The sequence below is a fragment of the Calidifontibacter terrae genome (assembly GCF_054778835.1).
This window is the reverse complement of sequence record NZ_BAAGZF010000006.1, coordinates 103248-119313: the sequence shown is the minus strand read 5'-3', so window position 1 is coordinate 119313 and position 16066 is coordinate 103248. Positions and strand designations below refer to the sequence as shown.

Genomic DNA, 16066 nt, shown 5'->3' with positions numbered 1-16066 from the left:
CGACAACCGCCTGCGATTCGGCGGAACTGGCGAAAGTCTTCTTGCACTGACCGTGGGCCGCCGCGCCTCCTGTGCCTTTGACCTGCGGGTTGCTGGTTTTCTGAGGTTGTCGGTGGTTGGTGTTTGACTGTGTTGATGGAGGACTTCGCGGGTGGTTTTGCGGGTCGCGCATCGGATGGTGTGTTGGCCGGGTCGATACTGTCTGCGGATCCGTTGGTGCATGGTCATGGTGATCGTGAGCGGGCGTTGTTGGAGGATGCCGCGGGCGGGTTGCTGCTGGCGTACGGGCGGCTGGTCGCGGTCGTCGCGGCGACGTTGAGTTCGGGTGGCTGGCATGGCACCGGGATGCGGTCGCCGCAGCAGTGGTTGATGTGTTTCGGCGGCCTGTCGCGCAGTGTCGCCAATGAGGTGGTCGCGGTCGCGTCCCGGGCCGATGAATTGCCGGTCTCGATGGGTCTGTTTGAGCAGGGCCGGTTGACGTTTCATCAGGTCGCGGTGATCGCTCGTTACGCGCCGGCGCGGTATGACGCGCACGTGGCTCAATTGGCCGAGCATTGCGATGTTGGGCAGTTGTCGCGGGCGTTGTCGCGGTACGTGTTCCAGCCCGAGCCCGAGCCCGAGCCCGAGCCCGAGCCTGCCGGGTCGGAGGGTGTGCCGGATGTGGTGGAGCCGCAGAGGCTCCGCGGTGAGGAGGCGGCGGCGTTGGCGCCGGCGCGGTTGTCGTCGTGGTTTGTCGGTGGCCGGTATCACTTGGAATATGACGCTCCGGCCGCTGAGGGCGCGGTGGTCGAGCAGGCGTTGTGTGAGGCGAAGGATGGCCTGTTCCATCTGACGCGCCACCCGGGCATGCCACCGCGCCAGCTCGAACCGGGCGCCGCGGAGCCTGCGGGCGACAGTGCGGCATCGGGCCGGGGCACCTCCCAGGACGGGACATCTGATCGACTCGCCGACACGGACGCGACTGCCACTCCTGCTGCCGCGGATGTCGCTGCGTCTGTCCCTGCCGCTGGTGAGGTTGCCGCTGATGCCGCTGCCGCTGGTGAGGTTGCCGCGGTCGGCGAGGTGGTGTGTGTGCGGTGTGGTGGGGTCCACGCGCTGGTCCCGGCTGCTGATTGTCCGGCGTGCGTGACCGGGCAGGAGCAGGATCGTGGGGTGCGGGCTGCGGTCGGGGTTGCCCCGGGCGAGACGGACGCGGTCGGCAAGCCGCGGGTCACGTTGGCTGATGCGTTCTTGGAGATCGCGCACCGCGCGTTGCGGGTCGGGTGCGCCGATACCGGCTCCCGGGCCGAAGCGTTCCGGGTTTTGCTGCATCTGGATGCTGAGGGTCGGGGGTGGTTACACCGCCGTGGTGCGGTGCCCCGCTCGGTGTGGGAACGGTTGACGTGTGACGGGCAGGTCATCCCGGTCACCGAGCGTGAGGGGCGGCCGGTTGATGTGGGTCGCACTCAACGGGTCGTGCCCCGGCGGGTCCGGCGGCTGATCGAGGACCGTGATCGTGGTTGCCGGGTCCAGGGGTGCGGCGCGACCCGGTTCGTTGAGGTTCACCACGTGGTCCATTGGGCCAAGGGTGGACCGACGGATTGGTGGAACCTGATCAGTTTGTGCCCGTTCCACCACGACGCGTTACACCGCGGCGAGTTCACGATCATCGCCCTGCGCGACCCACACCGCAGCAAACCCACCAGCGACCCGGCCGGCGACGCTCACCGCGACGACTCTGCCAACAGGGGGACCGGCAACGGAGACGGTGGCGGCGGCGGTGCTGGTGGGCCGAACGGAGCTGGAGGCGACGGTGGCGACGTGGGAGAGGACTTCGCGTTCTACGACCGGTGGGGAGTCCGACTCGGCTTCCGAGCCACCCCACCCCTGGACGGCACAACCGAAGAAATCCGCGGCGCACCGCCCTACTGCAAACCAACCTTCGACCCACTCATCATGAAATGGGTCGACCTCGAACCACCCCGCCACCCACCACCGACCGACCACGACGACAGCGACTGACAACGACGAGAGCGACGACAACGACGAGAGCGACGACAACGACGAGAGCGGCGACAACGACGAGAGCGACGACAACGACGGCACGGAGTAGGGCGTCATTGGCAACCCGGCCGGCAAAGCGTTGGAGATGGCCGGATTAACCGCCCTACGCTGCGCGACATGAGTGAACCGAGCCGCTGGGCCCGCCGCGCGGTCGCTCACGTCGACGCGCGATGCGCCGGTGACCCGCTCGAACGCGCACAGCCCATCACGTTCAACTTCCATCCGGACCGCGAGAGTGGCGGCCATCGAATCCTGAAGCTCATGCGCCAGGACGGCGTCTACCGATCCCAATTCGAAACCGGCACCAGCAACGGCGGGCTGACCGCCCATCCGGGCGGGGCTCGGTGGGCGTGGGAGCACACCTTGTTCGGCGGCGCGTACGACGGCGCCCCGGCCGCTGAGCGCCCGAAGTACGGCGCCCTCAACCACCGGGGTCGTCCACTCGGCGGGGCGCCGAGGTTCGGATCGGCCCACCTCATCCTGCGCGAGCACATGCTCGATCGCGCGACGTTCTGCTTTCCGGACTCCAGCGCGGCGCCGACCCATTTCGCCACCGCCCACCACTTCGACCTGTTTCCGGTGGCCGCGAAACCTGACGACGGCGATGACCCGCTCGACGGATACGTCGAGGCCCACGTGCACGGCCAAGTGTCACTGGCGCAAGACGTCGAAGCCCTCGTCGCCGACCCGTGCTTCCGCGGGACGCCAGTTGAAGGTGAGCTCGCCGCGCTGGGCATACCGATGTCCTGGCATGAAGGCCGGGTTCTCGACGTCGATGAGTTGCAGCGGCGGGTCGACTACCGCGGGCCCGACGCCGTACGAGTCGGTCGGGCGATTGCCCGCGACGGCCTCATCGATGCAGCCGCGATCGGCGATGCGGTTCGGGAAACCGCCTTCGACCGGCAGACTCTCAAGCAGGTCTGGCACCTCACGGCGCAGTGGGGTCGGCCAAGACGGGCCGACCGCATCAACCGTTGAGCTCGTCCCGCCACCGCAGCCACGGCTCGAGCGACGACAGGTCGTAGTCGGGACCGCCGGTGCCGATGGTGAACAGGCGGGCGCCGAGGTCGTAGAGCGGTTGGCCCTCAACCTCCGGCGCATCGGGGCTGCGGCCCTCGCGACCGCGTCCGCCGACGCCGACGGAGATCTCGATCTCGTCGAGCGACCGTCCGATTGCGTCGCAGTGGCCACGCAACACGCCGAGCTTGTGGGCAAGCACCTGCGCGTCGACGAACGAATGCCAGATGTCGGCATGCTCGGCGACGATCCGCAGCGTCTTCTTCTCGCCGCCGCCACCGATCAAGGTGGGGATCTTGCGGGTCGGCTTAGGGTTCAGCTTCTCGAACCGTGCCTCGATGACCGGTAGCGAATCGCGCAGGTTGTTGAGGCGCCCGCCGGCGGTGCCGAACTCGTATCCGTACTCGTCGTAGTCGCGCTCGAACCAACCCGATCCGATGCCGAGGATCAGCCGCCCGCCGGAGATGTGATCGACCGTGCGCGCCATGTCGGCCAGCAAGTTGGGGTTGCGGTAGCTGTTGCAGGTCACCAAAGCGCCGATCTCGACGCGCGTGGTCTGTTGCGCCCACGCGGCCAGCACGGTCCAGCACTCGAAGTGCGGCCCGTCCGGCTCGCCGTGCAACGGGTAGAAGTGATCCCAGTTGAACACCACATCGACGCCCAGTTCCTCGGCGCGGCCGACCGCGTCACGCAACTGTTCGTACGAAGCCTGCTGGGGTTGGAGCTGGACACCGATGCGCACGGGACGAGTCATGCGGCTCACTCTAGAACCCCGCCCCGCAAGACGGCGCCGTCCCTAGAGTTGGTCCCATGAACCCCTTGGCGCGCCAATTCAGGGACCGGGCCGAACAGCTCGTGGAGCCCGATTTCTGGCACTACGTGACGCGTGGAGCCGGCTCCGACATCAGCGTGGGAGAGGCTGAATCCGCCTGGGAACGCTATCGATTGGCGCCGCGGGTGCTGCACGACGTCTCCACGGTCGCCACCGGCACCGAACTGTTCGGATCGTGGCGCACCCCGATCGGCGTTGCGCCCACTGCCTTCCACCGCCGGTTGCACGAGCAAGGCGAGGCGGCCACCCGCGCAGGAGCGGATGCCGCCGGTGCGCCGTTCGTGCTCTCGAGCCGATCGACCGTACGCATCGAGGAAGTCGCCGCAGCAGGCGCGGGCCCCTGGTGGTTCCAGGTCTACGTCACCCAGGAGCGGGCGGTCACCGAGGGCCTCGTACGCCGAGCGGCGGCCGCCGGCGCGTCCGCGTTGGTGCTGACCGCGGACACCCCCTATGTCGGCCACCGTGTCGTGACCGGCCCTGCGCGCCCGGTGTCGATCGACGATGACCTCGCGCTGGTGAACATGGGCGAGCACCTCATTGACACCCAACGCGGCGATCCGTGGGCCTTCGTCGACCAGGACCCGTCCATCGGCCCGGAGACGCTCGACTGGCTGAGGGCGATCTGCGATCTGCCGGTTCTGGTCAAGGGTGTGCTGCGTCCCGATGACGCCGAGACGTTCGTCGATGCGGGAGCAAGCGGCATCTGGGTGAGCAATCACGGTGGCCGGCAACTCGACCGGGCGATGCCAACGGCAGCCGCGCTGCCCGACGTGCTTGCCGCAGTGGGCGACCGGGTGCCCGTTGTGGTCGATGGGGGAGTACGTGACGCCGGCGCCGCGATGATCGCGCTGGCCCTCGGCGCGAGCGCGGTGTTCCTCGGTCGACCGGCGATGTGGGCTCTCGCCGCGGGCGGTTCGGCCGGGGTGGAGGAACTGCTCGCCGAGTTCGCGCTCGAACTCGGCCACCTGATGGGGCTGGCCGGCGTGACCACGGTCGCCGATCTGCCCGCGTCCGGGATCGTGGTCTGAGGTCAGACCCGACGAACGGCCGCCTTCACCAGACCCACCAACGGAGGGCGTACGGACAATTCCGTCACCCCGCGGCGGACCAATTCGGCGGTCAATTTCGGCTCGCTGGCGAGGTCGCCGCAGACGGCGATCGGGATGGCGGGCAGCGCTCGCGCCGTCTGCTCGATGAGGTCCAGCACCGCCGGATGGCCTGGCCGAGCCAACCCCGAAACGAGCGCGTTCCCGCGATCCGCAGCGGTGGCGTATTGCGTCAGGTCGTTGGTGCCGATCGACACGAAGTCGACCAGCCCGGCGAAGTCGGCGGCCCGGATGGCGGCGGCTGGCACCTCGACCATCATTCCGACCGGGATCTTTGACGCGCCCTCAATCAACGCCAATTGCTCTCTCGCCCAAGAGATCTCGCCAGGTTCGGTGACCATCGGCAGCAGAATCCGTACGTCGATCTGCGCTGCAGCCATGGCGATGGCCCGCAGTTGTTCGGCAAAGATCTCGGGCACCCGGCGCATTGCCCGCAGCCCACGCTCACCCAGGAACGGATTGGCCTCGGGCGATTGCGGGATGAACGGCAGCGGCTTGTCGCCGCCCGCGTCCCAAGTGCGGATGGTGATGGTGCCGCCTAACGCGTGGCCGATCCGTACGAACTGGTCGGCTTGCTCCTGCGCGCTCGGCGCATCGACCGAATCGGCGAACAGGATCTCGGTGCGCACCAAGCCGCTGCCCTCGGCCCCCTCGCGGGCGCCGCGCGCGGCGTCGGCCAAGGATGCAACGTTCGCCTCGACCAAGATGCGTTGTCCGCCCGTGGTGATGGCAGGCTCGGTCGCGTGAGCGCGCACGGCAGTCAGCTCGGCCACGCGTGTTTGTGCCGACTGCCGCAATACAGATAGCTCGTTAGCATCGGGATCGATCGTGAGCGTGCCGGCCTGCGGGTCGACGGCCAACAGTTGCCCGTCGCGAACGTCGCCCGCCTCCGGGTGGCCGGTGATGACGGCGATGCCGCGCGCCGCGGCAACGATCACCCCGTGGCCGGTGGCCCCGCCGCGCAGGGTCACCACGGCGGGCGTCGCGGCGGAATCCAGCGCGGCGGCGGTCGCCGCGTCAAGTTCGTCGACGACCAGAACATGCTCCGTGGTGGTTGCGGCAGGCTCTTCGATCCCGGCCAGAGAGCGCTGGATCATGACCGAAACGCTGCGTACGTCGGCTCCGCGGTCGCGCAAATAGGGGTCGCGGAGTTGGTCGAACTCGGCTGCGGCTGAAGCGAACTCGGCATCGACTGCAGCCGGCGCGGCGACGCCCGCCCCGATCCGACTGCGTACGCCGGTCAGCACCTCCTCGTCGTGGGCGAGGGCCTGCTGGGCGGCGAAGACGGCCCCCTGAGGGCCCGCGGTCAGCGCCTCCAGCCTGGTGTCCACGGCCTCAAGCGCTGCGCCGAATCGGTCGGACTCCTGGGCCGGTGACCCGGCGGTGTAGGCCGACAGGTCGATCCGGGACCTGCGAACCACGGCGGGTGCGATGACGATCTCGGTGCCAGTTGCCGCGCTGTCAGGGAGTGCGGTCGCGGTGGGAGCCGACTCAACCTCCCCGAACCGGTCCGCCGCGGCCTTCCGCACGATCTCCAACGCCCGCGGGTCCTCGGCGATGACCTCCATCTGGTGACCCTTGGTCAACCCGAGCGTGGCCACCCGGGTGAGGCTTCGAGCATCGACCGGGCCCTTGCCCGTGGTCGCGTTGCGCACCTGAACCGATCCGGTGACCGACCGCAACAAACTGACGAGGGTTGCGGCTGGGCGGGCGTGCAGCCCTTGGGGATTGGTGATCGTGACCGTTTCTCGCAGCTCGGGCCCAGCCGCAGAAGGCGCGTCGGAAGGTGCAGCAGAAGACGCCTCGAATCCAAGATGGTCCAACTTCCCGGCGAGCCCACCTCGGGCCTCCCGGGCGGTGTCCTCCAAAGACCCACCGCTGCTCGCGGTCACCACCGCCGCGACGAGTCCCTCGACCAACGGTGCCGGCGAGACCAGAACCCGGTGCGCGATGTCGGGATCGAGGAACTCCAGCGCCATCTCGGTGCTTAACACGGCGCTGCCCAGGTCGACCAGAACGAGGATGCCGTCGGGGGAGTCGGCGCGTTCGATCGCCGCGGAGACCGCGACGGCATCGGTGCCGAAGGTGGTCTCGTCGAGCCCGGCGGCGATCTCCACCCGCGGGGAAAGGTCGCCGTCAACCATCTCCATCGCGAGCCCGACGGCGGCCTGGGCCAGGGCGTGGCTGTGGGACACGACGACGAGGCCGATCATCGACTCAGCCCAGTGTCGCGGCGGCAGCGTCGAGCAACAGGGTCATGCTGGTCGCCCCGGGATCCTGATGATCCTTGGAGCGCTCACCGAGATAGCTCGCCCGACCCTTGCGGGCAATCAGCGGCGTGGTCGCGTCGCGGCCCCGCCCGCAGGCTTCTGCGGCTGCCGTCAAGCACTGCGCGAGCGACGAATCCGATTGCGCCGCGGCGTCGTACGCATCCACCGCCGGACTCAGCGCATCGACCAGAGTCTTGTCGCCCACCTCTGCCTTTCCTCGTTGAACGACGCCCTCGAGGCCGGCTCGCAGCGCCGCGCCGAGGGCCGCTCGTTCCCCGTCGCCGATCGCGCCCGCGAAGCGGAGGAAGAAGGTGCCGTAGAGCGGTCCGGAGGCGCCACCAACGGTCGAGACCAACGTCATGCCGACCTTCTTGAGGTAAGCCGCGGCATCCTCGAAGTCGGCCGACCCGATCGCGGCTACGGCGGTCATCCCGCGATCCATGTTGCTGCCGTGGTCGGCATCGCCGATCTGCCGGTCGAGGTCGGTGAGCAGCGCGGCATTCTCGTGGACGCTGTGGGCGAACGCCTGCAGCCAGCTGGCCGTGTTCTCCAGGTTCGCCGTCATCAGCAGCCCCACCGCAGACCCGGGGTGTTCACCGGCGCATCCCACAACGTCAACAGGTCGTCGTCGGCCTTGAGCAGGGTGACCGAACAGCCAGCCATATCCAGCGAGGTGATGTAGTTGCCGACCAGGTTCCGGGCGACGGTGATGCCCTTCGCCGAGAGGATTCGGGCGACCTCGGCGTACATCACGTACAGCTCGAGCAGCGGCGTTCCGCCCATACCGTTCAGCATCACGATCGCTGGCGAACCGGTGAAGTCGAGGTCTGCCAGGATCGGGTCGAGGAGCAGCTGCGCGACGTCCTTCGCCGGCGCCAACGCCAGGCGCTCTCGGCCCGGCTCGCCGTGGATGCCGATACCGACCTCCATCTCGTTCTCGCCCAGGCTGAACGTGGGCTCACCCGCGGCGGGCACCGTGCAGGAGGTCAGCGCCATTCCCATCGAGCGGCCCTGCGCGTTGACCTTCTTCGCCAGTTCGAGGACCGCGTCCAGATCGCGACCTTCCTCGGCCGCCGCACCGACGATCTTCTCCAAAAGGACCGTCAGACCAACGCCTCGTCGCCCGGCGGTGTAGAGCGAGTCCTTCACCGCGACGTCGTCATCGACAACCACGGACTCGACCCGGACTCCCGCGTCGGCCGCCGCCAACTCGGCGGCCATCTCGAAGTTCATCACGTCGCCGGTGTAGTTCTTCACGATGTGCAGGACTCCTGCGCCACCGTCGACCGCCTTCGTCGCCGCCATCATCTGGTCGGGGACGGGCGAGGTGAACACTTCGCCAGCGCAAGCCGCGTCGAGCATGCCGAGTCCGACGAACCCGCCGTGCATCGGTTCGTGGCCGGATCCGCCGCCGGAGATGAGCCCGACTTTGCCGGGGCGCGGCGTCTGCTTGCGATAGATCACCTTGTTCTGGTGATCGACGCGAACGCGATTGCTATGGGCGGCCTCGATGCCGTTGAGCGCGTCACTGACAACATCGGCGACGTCGTTGATGAGCTTCTTCATGCTCCCCATCCTGCCTGCGTCCAGGGAGCGAGGGAAGCGAATGTCAGGACATTGCGTCGGGCAGATTTGCTGGGGTGCCGAACGCGCCTTCGTGGAAGACCTCCGACACCGGCCGTCGCCGCCGCTTCCTGGTCGATCCGCTGGGTCGCGTCTGCGCGGGAGTGCCCAAGGCGACCACCCCGACGACGCCGCGATCGGCCGGAATGCCGAACTGCGCGCGTACGGCGTCAACGCGGTCCGCGGGAACGCCGAAGAAGAGCCCGCCGAGACCCGCATCGACACCCACGAGCAGCATGATCAGGGCCGCCATGCCGGTGTCGATGTCCCAGTAGGGCACCGGCCAGCGCGCCTCGCTCTCGTCGACCCAGCCCTTGTCGTCCTGTGCATAACGTCGCAGATAAGTGTTCTTGTCTGACAAACACAGAATCAACACGGGTGCGGTCATCAGCCCGCGCAGCCAGGAGTCGGGATCACCTTCGGTCGTCGTCTCCCAGAACCGATCGCGATCACCGGGAGTGCGCAACAGCAGGAAATCCCAGCCCTGGCTGAAGCCGGCTGAAGGCGCGCGCAAGGCCAGGTTGGCGACCCGCGCGAGCACCTCCTCGGATACCGGTGCGTCGGTGTAGCGCCGCACCATTCGGCGTCGCCGGATCGCGTCGAGCAGTTCCACCGCTCAGCCGCGCAGCTCGGGGAAGTCGGCTTCCCAGAACTCCAGATCGCTGACCCGCAGGCTGGTGTCGGAGCCGTCGCCGTGCAGTTGTTCCTCGCGACCGCGCAGCTCGACCCGGCGGATCTTGCCCGAGATCGTCTTGGGCAGATCGAAGAACTCCAACCGCCGGATCCGTTTGTAGGGCGCCAGGTGTTCTCGGGTGAACGCGAAAATGTCCTTGGCCAGATCGGCCGACGGCTCACGGCCGCCGACGAGCACGACGTAGGCCTTTGGCACCGACAGCCGGGTTGGGTCAGGCGAGGGAACGATCGCCGCCTCGGCGACGGCGGGGTGTTCGATCAGCACCGATTCCAGCTCGAACGGGGAGATTCGGTAGTCCGACGCCTTGAAAACGTCGTCGGCCCGACCGACGTAGGTGATGTAGCCGTCGGCGTCGCGCGAGGCGACGTCGCCGGTGTGGTAAACCCCGTCGCGCATGGCTTCCGCGGTTCGTTCCTCGTCACCGAGGTAGCCCACCATCAGGCCCACCGGGCGCCCCATCGGGCCCGACAGGCGCAGCGACAGTTCACCCTCATCGCCCGGTTCGGAACGCTCTTCACCGGTTACCGGGTCGACAAGCACTACCTCGTAGCCGGGCAATGGGCGTCCCATCGACCCGGGCTTGAGCGGTTGGCCGGGGGTGTTGCCGACCTGTGCGGTCGTCTCGGTCTGGCCGAAACCGTCGCGGATGAACAGCCCCAGCGCGCGGTGCACCTGATCGATGACCTCCGGGTTCAGCGGCTCACCGGCGCCGACCATTTCGCGCAGCGAGAGCCGGTCGCGAGCGCCGGCCAGATCGGCCTGGATCAGCATCCGATAGACGGTCGGCGGTGCACAGAACGTGGTGACCTTCTCCTGGATCATCCAGTCGAGCAGTTGCGCGGCATCGAACCTGGGCTGGTCAGTGACCAACACGGTCGAGGCGGCGTTCCACGGCGCGAAGATGTTGCTCCAGGCGTGCTTGGCCCAGCCCGGGGAACTGATGTTGAGGTGAACATCACCAGGTTGCAACCCGATCCAGTACATCGTCGACAGGTGGCCCAGCGGATAGGACGTCTGGGTATGGGTGACCAATTTGGGTCGCGATGTGGTGCCCGAGGTGAAGTAGAGCAGCATCGGATCATTTGGCGCGGTGGCCACCTGCGGAACCGGCGCGGTCGAGCCACGAGATTCCTCGTATGAGACCCAGCCCCGGGTGCGGTCGCCGACGCTGATCCGAGTGAAGTCGCCCTCGACAGTCGAGAACGCTGCTGTGACCGCGGTCGTAGCGATGACGTGTTTGACCTGGCCACGTTCGACGCGGTCGCGAAGGTCGGCGGCGGTCAGCAGCACCGTTGCCGGAATCGTCACGGCGCCCAGCCGGATGCAGGCCAGCACCGTCTCCCACAGTTCGACCTGGTTGCCCAGCATCAGCAGCACCCGATCGCCCGGGCGCACGCCCTGCTGCGACAGCCAGCCCGCGACCTCGCGGGAGCGTTGCGCCATCTGCGCGTACGACAGTTCGTCGCGCTTGTCCGCGCCGCGGACGACCAACGCGGGCCGGTCGGCACTGGACGGGTCGGCGGCGACCCGGTCGAACCAGTCGGTCGCCCAGTTGAACGTCTCGAACGCCGGGACCCGCCATGCCGCGGCCGCTGCCGCGGGGTCCGTACGGTGCTTCAACAGATCGTCGCGCAGGGCCCCGAAGGCGTCGCCGGGGGAGTTACTAGGCTCGGTGTTCGGCATGAGCGTCACGTTAGCCCGGCTGTGATCCATCTGACATCCAACCCGATCAAGTGCAGCGGCGTCATGATGAATGTGACAGTGCAGGCAGCGCCGCTCGGCCGCTATCGGGGGCTCGGCTCGAAAGGAGCGACGAGGGTGGCAGAACGTTCGGCGGAGGTCGCCGTACGTGAGATCTACGACGTCCAGTTCGGGCGACTCGTGGGTTGGGCGACGCCATTGCTGTCGGATCGAGATCTTGCCCACGACGTGGCGACCGATGCGTTCATCAAGCTGATCAATCACTGGGGGAGCGTCAACGACCCTCGCGCGTGGCTCTACACGACCGTTGCGAACCAGATCCGGGACCACTGGCGCAAGCGGTCGCGCGAAGCGGCCGCCTACAACCGGTTCACCGGCGGTGCTCCGCTGGGGATCGACGAACCGGCCCGGACGGTCGACACCGACACCCGGCTGACCGTACGAGACGCGATCGAGACGCTGCCGGAGCGCTTTCGGCTGCCAGTTCTGCTGCACTATTACGCAGACCTGTCGATCGCCCAGGTCGCCCACAGCGTCGGCAAATCCGAAGGCGCGGTGAAGCGCGACCTGTTCGATGCGCGAAAACTGTTGCGGCAACACCTGGAGGGCGTCCGATGAACTGGCTCCGTCCGCGTGGCGACGACACCCCCGAGCCCGCCGCCGAGCACGACCCGGTGGCCGATTTCTTCGCGGCCCATCGATCCGAGCTGCAGACCGAGGAAGCCGACGAGCTGACGTGGGCGCGGATCGCCCGCGGGGCGCGGGCCGGCCGCGCGCCCCGATCCGGCCGTACCTGGGTCGGTTCGGTGGGAGCTTGCGCGGCGGTCCTGATCGCGGTGTTCGCTGTGTGGACCTGGCGGCAACAGCCGATCGACAGCGGGTCCGTACGCGCCGGTCAGATGCTGTCGCAGGGACCCGAGGTCCCTGCCTCCGGCGATGGTGGAGGCAACTCCGGCGTCGCGACGGCGCAACGACCGGGTCCAGTGCCGACCGGGTTCGTTCCGTGGTCCTTGTCCAACGCCGGAAGAGGCACCGTTTACGCGCTGGGATCCGCGACCTGCGACGGGTCGACCTGCCCGACGTTGTTGCGCTCGGCCGACGACGGCGGCACCTGGACGGCCGTGCAGACCTTCCACGGCACCGACGTGTCGAGTCTGGTCGGCACCGACGTTCCCGCCGTTCAGCCAGACCGGGCGGTCAGCGAGGTGCGCTTCGCCGATCAGCAGGTGGGCTACGTCTACGGCGGCGACCTGTGGGTCACCAGCGACCGCGGAGCCAGCTTCGAGATCGCCAACCACCCCGGCGAGACGGTCCTTGACCTGGAGATTTGGGCCGAGCGTGTCTACCTGTTGACCGCCGACAACTGTGTGCAGGGCGCTTGCGCCGGACCGCTGTATCTCTCGAGCGCGTCGGCCACGAGCCCCAGCGGTTTCACCCAGGTGGTTACCACGAGGTTGACCCGACCGATCGAGGACGCGTCGCTCACGGTCAGCGGCAGTCGCGCCGCCGGCAACGACATCGTCGTGGTGCAGACCCAGGGGCAGAACCGGGTCACCCAGGCGCCCTATCGGTTGTCCGACGGCAAGCTGGTGACAATGACCGGTCCAGCCCAGCGCTGCGGCGAGAACCCGATCGCCGCTATGACCATCAGTTCGGACAGCGCCAACCGGCTGATCGGGCTGTGTCGCAAGGACCCGGCCGTTCCGACGTACACCGTCATCACCAGCGTCGATGCCGGCCGCAGTTGGTCGGCGGTCGCGGGGGGCTCGGTGACACTGCCCGACGTTGGCCGGTTGTCCATCGCGGCCACCGACGCAACCCATATCGCGGTATCGGCGGGCGGTCCCCGCGGCAGTTCCTACCCGACCGGGTCGCAGGCGGAACGAGCGTTGCAAGTGTCGTCGGACGGCGGTCGCAGTTTCACGGTGCCGACTCTGTCGAGCGCCCCTCCGGCTAGTGGATTCGACTGGACCGCGAGCCCCGGCGCTGGCTGGTTTTACGCCGTCTCGCACACCACTGGCGGGTTCTGGGCATCCCAGAACTTCGGCCGAACCTGGAAGGTCATCTCACCCTCCTCGTGACATGCTGACCCCATGACCCAGCGGCCGCCCGGATACCCCGCGGGGTGGGAAGCCGACGTGGTCCTGCGCGATGGATCGGTCGCGCAGGTGCGCCCCATCCGACCCGCCGATGTGGAAGCGCTGCAGGAATTTCACCGGTTGCAGTCGCCGGAGTCGATCTACCTGCGCTTCTTCGCCCCGATGAAGGCGTTGTCCGACAAAGACGCCTACCGGTTCGCCAACGTCGACTACATCCAGCGGGTCGCCCTGGTCATGGAGGCCAGCGGCCAGATGATCGGTGTCGCGCGCTACGACCGCCTGTCCGGACCGACGGACACCTCGGCAGAAGTCGCGTTCAACGTCTCCGACCACTTCCAGGGCCGCGGGGTCGGATCAGTGCTGCTGGAGCATCTCGCGTCCATCGGGCGCGAAGCTGGAGTGTTGGAATTCGTCGCCGACGTGCTACCCCAGAACCGCAAGATGATGGGCGTCTTCGTCGATGCGGGGTTCGAGGTGAAGCACCACTTCGACGACGGTGTCATCGCCCTAACCTTCCCGATCGCGCAAACCGAGGCGAGTGAAGCCGTCCGGGTGGCGCGCGAACAGCGCGCCGAATCGGTGAGCGTACGAGCGTTGCTCCACCCGCGCAGCGTGGCGGTCATCGGTGTCTCGCGGCGCCGCGATTCGACCGGCCGGGACATCGTCGACCACCTCGTGGCCGGTGGCTTCACCGGCGATCTCTACGCCGTCAACGCCACCGCGCATGCCGACATCGCCGGGCTCACGATTCATCGTTCGCTTGCCGAGATCGAGGCGGAACTGGATCTGGCTATCATCGCCGTTCCGGCGGCCGAGGTTCCGGGCGTTGTTCTGCAATGCGCCGACCACGGCGTACGCGCGGTCCTGGTGGTGTCGGCGGGGTTCGCCGAGGCGGGAGCCGAGGGCGCCCAACTGCAGCACGCACTTTTGCGCACTGCGCGCACCCACGGGATGCGGGTCGTCGGCCCCAACTCCTTCGGGATCATCAACACCGCCCCCGACATCTCCCTCAACGCTGCGCTGGCCCCCGCTATGCCGACGGCCGGCGCCTTCGGTCTCTTCTCACAGAGTGGGGCGTTGGCCATCGCAGGCCTGGAATCGGCCGGCCGCCGTGGCCTGGGAGTGTCGACTTTCGTCTCGGCGGGCAACCGGATCGATGTCTCGGGCAACGACCTCATGCAGTACTGGCTCGACGATGAGTCGACCCAAGCCGTCGGGCTTTATTTGGAGTCGATGGGCAACCCGCGCAAGTTCAACCGCATCGCCCGCCGACTGTCCGCAAAGAAGCCGGTCATTGTAGTGAAATCCGGTGTGTCGCAATATGGCACACCACCGGGTCACCAGATCCGCCCGACCAGGATCAAGCCGGAGGCCTTCGGCGCGATGCTGGGACAAGCCGGGGTGATCAGGGTGGAGAACGTCCACCAGATGTTCGACATCGCCCAGTTGGTGGTCCACCAGCCGATCCCGCAGGGCGACCGGGTCGCGGTCGTCGGCAACTCCGACGCCTTGGGGGCGCTGGCCGCCGATGCCTGCGTCGCGTGGGGCCTGCAGGTCGTCCATGGCCCGGTGAACCTCCCACCCGATGCCGATCGGGATGCCTTCGAGGCTGCCGTGCGCGCAGCCTTCGAAGACCCGCAGGTCGACTCCGTGGTCACCACCTTGATTCCGCCTCGCGCCGGCGGTGGCGTGGAGATCGCCCGTGCTCTGGGCAGCGTCGCCGCCGAATACGACAAGCCGTGTGTCACCACTTTCCTGGGGATCCGTGGTGTCTCGGATGCCCTGTCCAGCGGCCGCTCGGCCGACGGGCGTAGGGAGGTCGTGCCGTCCTACGCGATGCCCGAGGACGCCGTACGAGCGCTCGCCGAGGCGACCCGCTACGGCCAGTGGCGGCGCCGTCAGACCGGCGCCATGGTCCTGCCCGAGGGAATCGACCACGAGCGCGCCGACGCAATCCTCGAGACAGTTCTGCACGACGCGCCCCAGGGCCGAACCCTGACGCAGCCTGAGACGGAGGCATTGCTGGCGGCCTACGGCATTGCGCTGATGCCCTCCTACCCCGTGTCCTCGGCGCGCGAAGCGGCCCGTCACGCCCACCTGATCGGCTACCCCGTCGTCCTGAAATCCACCTCGCCGATCGCCCGAATCCAACCGGTGTCGTCCGTACGAGCCGATCTGGCGACCGCTGCTCAGGTGCGCTCGGCCTACGCGGTGCTCGACGAACGGTTGGCGCCAATAGGCGCGAACACCTTCGTGGTGCAGCAGATGGTGACCCCCGGGATTCCGTGTGTGGTCGCCTCGGAGGAGGACACCCTCTTCGGTCCGATCGTGCGGTTCAGCTTGGGTGGGGTGCCTTCGGAGGTCATGAACGACTTCGGCTACCGGATTCCGCCGTTCACCGAGAACGACGTCGACGACCTGATCGACTCGGTGCGCGCGGCTCCCATCCTGCGCGGCCGCAGCGGGAGGGCACCGATCGACCGCGAGGCGCTGCGCGATGTGGTGGCGCGGATCTCGGTGCTCGCGAACAACCATCCGCAGGTTTACGAGCTCGAACTCAACCCGGTGAACACCCACGCCGGCGGCGCCGAGGTGCTCGGTGCGCGCATCGCGGTCGCACCCCCGGTGGGCCGCAGCGACAGCGGCAGGCGCTCGCTGACCTCCGAGGTCTGACCCGCCCT

Annotated in this window: 12 protein-coding genes; 6 read left to right on the top strand and 6 right to left on the bottom strand. The window is 68.0% G+C overall.

The genetic code is table 11. From position 1 onward, the window contains the following. The first annotated feature begins 135 nt into the window (after positions 1-135). Together ACYU98_RS08750 and ACYU98_RS08745 are read left to right on the top strand one after the other, a co-directional pair. On the top strand, positions 136-2001 hold the full coding sequence (locus ACYU98_RS08750) for an HNH endonuclease signature motif containing protein (protein WP_460467822.1): 1866 nt from the start codon (positions 136-138) through the stop codon (positions 1999-2001). 159 nt (positions 2002-2160) lie between these two features. Continuing rightward, a complete protein-coding gene (locus ACYU98_RS08745) occupies positions 2161-3021 on the top strand; it encodes a DUF3626 domain-containing protein (protein WP_460467821.1) in 861 nt (286 codons plus the stop codon). Here the strand turns inward: ACYU98_RS08745 and ACYU98_RS08740 are convergent. Next, positions 3011-3814: an LLM class F420-dependent oxidoreductase gene (locus ACYU98_RS08740; protein ID WP_460467820.1), complete on the bottom strand. Its 804-nt coding sequence runs from the start codon at positions 3812-3814 to the stop codon at positions 3011-3013. The genes ACYU98_RS08745 and ACYU98_RS08740 overlap by 11 nt on opposite strands. 56 nt (positions 3815-3870) lie before the next feature. Between ACYU98_RS08740 and ACYU98_RS08735 the strand changes: the two genes are divergently transcribed. After that, positions 3871-4920, top strand: coding sequence for an alpha-hydroxy acid oxidase (locus tag ACYU98_RS08735; RefSeq protein ID WP_460467819.1), 1050 nt, complete (start codon positions 3871-3873; stop codon positions 4918-4920). 2 nt (positions 4921-4922) lie between these two features. Here the strand turns inward: ACYU98_RS08735 and dhaM are convergent, their stop codons facing one another. From dhaM to ACYU98_RS08710, 5 genes are read right to left on the bottom strand one after another with little or no spacing between them, the layout of a single operon-like run. Continuing rightward, positions 4923-7211 carry a dihydroxyacetone kinase phosphoryl donor subunit DhaM gene (gene dhaM, locus ACYU98_RS08730; RefSeq protein ID WP_460467818.1) on the bottom strand — a complete coding sequence of 763 codons (2289 nt, stop codon included), beginning with the start codon at positions 7209-7211 and terminating at the stop codon, positions 4923-4925. Between the two features lie 4 nt (positions 7212-7215). After that, a complete protein-coding gene (gene dhaL / locus ACYU98_RS08725) occupies positions 7216-7833 on the bottom strand; it encodes a dihydroxyacetone kinase subunit DhaL (protein ID WP_460467817.1) in 618 nt (205 codons plus the stop codon). Beyond that, a complete protein-coding gene (gene dhaK, locus ACYU98_RS08720) occupies positions 7833-8834 on the bottom strand; it encodes a dihydroxyacetone kinase subunit DhaK (protein WP_460467816.1) in 1002 nt (333 codons plus the stop codon). Before dhaK ends, dhaL begins: the two co-directional genes overlap by 1 nt. 43 nt (positions 8835-8877) lie before the next feature. After that, positions 8878-9504, bottom strand: coding sequence for a nitroreductase family protein (locus tag ACYU98_RS08715; protein ID WP_460467815.1), 627 nt, complete (start codon positions 9502-9504; stop codon positions 8878-8880). A gap of 3 nt (positions 9505-9507) precedes the next feature. Beyond that, a complete protein-coding gene (locus tag ACYU98_RS08710; RefSeq protein WP_460467814.1) occupies positions 9508-11268 on the bottom strand; it encodes an AMP-binding protein in 1761 nt (586 codons plus the stop codon). 135 nt (positions 11269-11403) lie between these two features. Between ACYU98_RS08710 and ACYU98_RS08705 the strand changes: the two genes are divergently transcribed. Genes ACYU98_RS08705 through ACYU98_RS08695 form a run of 3 tightly spaced genes read left to right on the top strand, consistent with a single transcriptional unit; the run spans position 11404 to position 16058 of the window. After that, a complete protein-coding gene (locus ACYU98_RS08705) occupies positions 11404-11904 on the top strand; it encodes an RNA polymerase sigma factor (RefSeq protein ID WP_460467813.1) in 501 nt (166 codons plus the stop codon). After that, positions 11901-13367 carry a beta propeller repeat protein gene (locus ACYU98_RS08700; RefSeq protein WP_460467812.1) on the top strand — a complete coding sequence of 489 codons (1467 nt, stop codon included), beginning with the start codon at positions 11901-11903 and terminating at the stop codon, positions 13365-13367. The genes ACYU98_RS08705 and ACYU98_RS08700 overlap by 4 nt, the downstream gene beginning before the upstream one ends. Positions 13368-13379: 12 nt before the next feature. After that, positions 13380-16058, top strand: a complete 2679-nt coding sequence (locus ACYU98_RS08695; protein ID WP_460467811.1) for a bifunctional acetate--CoA ligase family protein/GNAT family N-acetyltransferase — start codon at positions 13380-13382, stop codon at positions 16056-16058. Positions 16059-16066 lie beyond the last annotated feature (8 nt).

Bases quoted from the DNA above. Each gene is read 5' to 3' on its own strand.
- ACYU98_RS08710 (WP_460467814.1), bottom strand. From the start codon at position 11,268: ATGCCGAACACCGAGCCTAGTAACTCCCCCGGCGACGCCTTCGGGGCC.
- ACYU98_RS08750 (WP_460467822.1), top strand. From the start codon at position 136: ATGGAGGACTTCGCGGGTGGTTTTGCGGGTCGCGCATCGGATGGTGTG.
- ACYU98_RS08695 (WP_460467811.1), top strand. From the start codon at position 13,380: ATGACCCAGCGGCCGCCCGGATACCCCGCGGGGTGGGAAGCCGACGTG.
- dhaL (WP_460467817.1), bottom strand. From the start codon at position 7,833: ATGACGGCGAACCTGGAGAACACGGCCAGCTGGCTGCAGGCGTTCGCC.
- ACYU98_RS08740 (WP_460467820.1), bottom strand. From the start codon at position 3,814: ATGACTCGTCCCGTGCGCATCGGTGTCCAGCTCCAACCCCAGCAGGCT.
- ACYU98_RS08700 (WP_460467812.1), top strand. From the start codon at position 11,901: ATGAACTGGCTCCGTCCGCGTGGCGACGACACCCCCGAGCCCGCCGCC.
- ACYU98_RS08735 (WP_460467819.1), top strand. From the start codon at position 3,871: ATGAACCCCTTGGCGCGCCAATTCAGGGACCGGGCCGAACAGCTCGTG.
- dhaK (WP_460467816.1), bottom strand. From the start codon at position 8,834: ATGAAGAAGCTCATCAACGACGTCGCCGATGTTGTCAGTGACGCGCTC.
- dhaM (WP_460467818.1), bottom strand. From the start codon at position 7,211: ATGATCGGCCTCGTCGTCGTGTCCCACAGCCACGCCCTGGCCCAGGCC.
- ACYU98_RS08745 (WP_460467821.1), top strand. From the start codon at position 2,161: ATGAGTGAACCGAGCCGCTGGGCCCGCCGCGCGGTCGCTCACGTCGAC.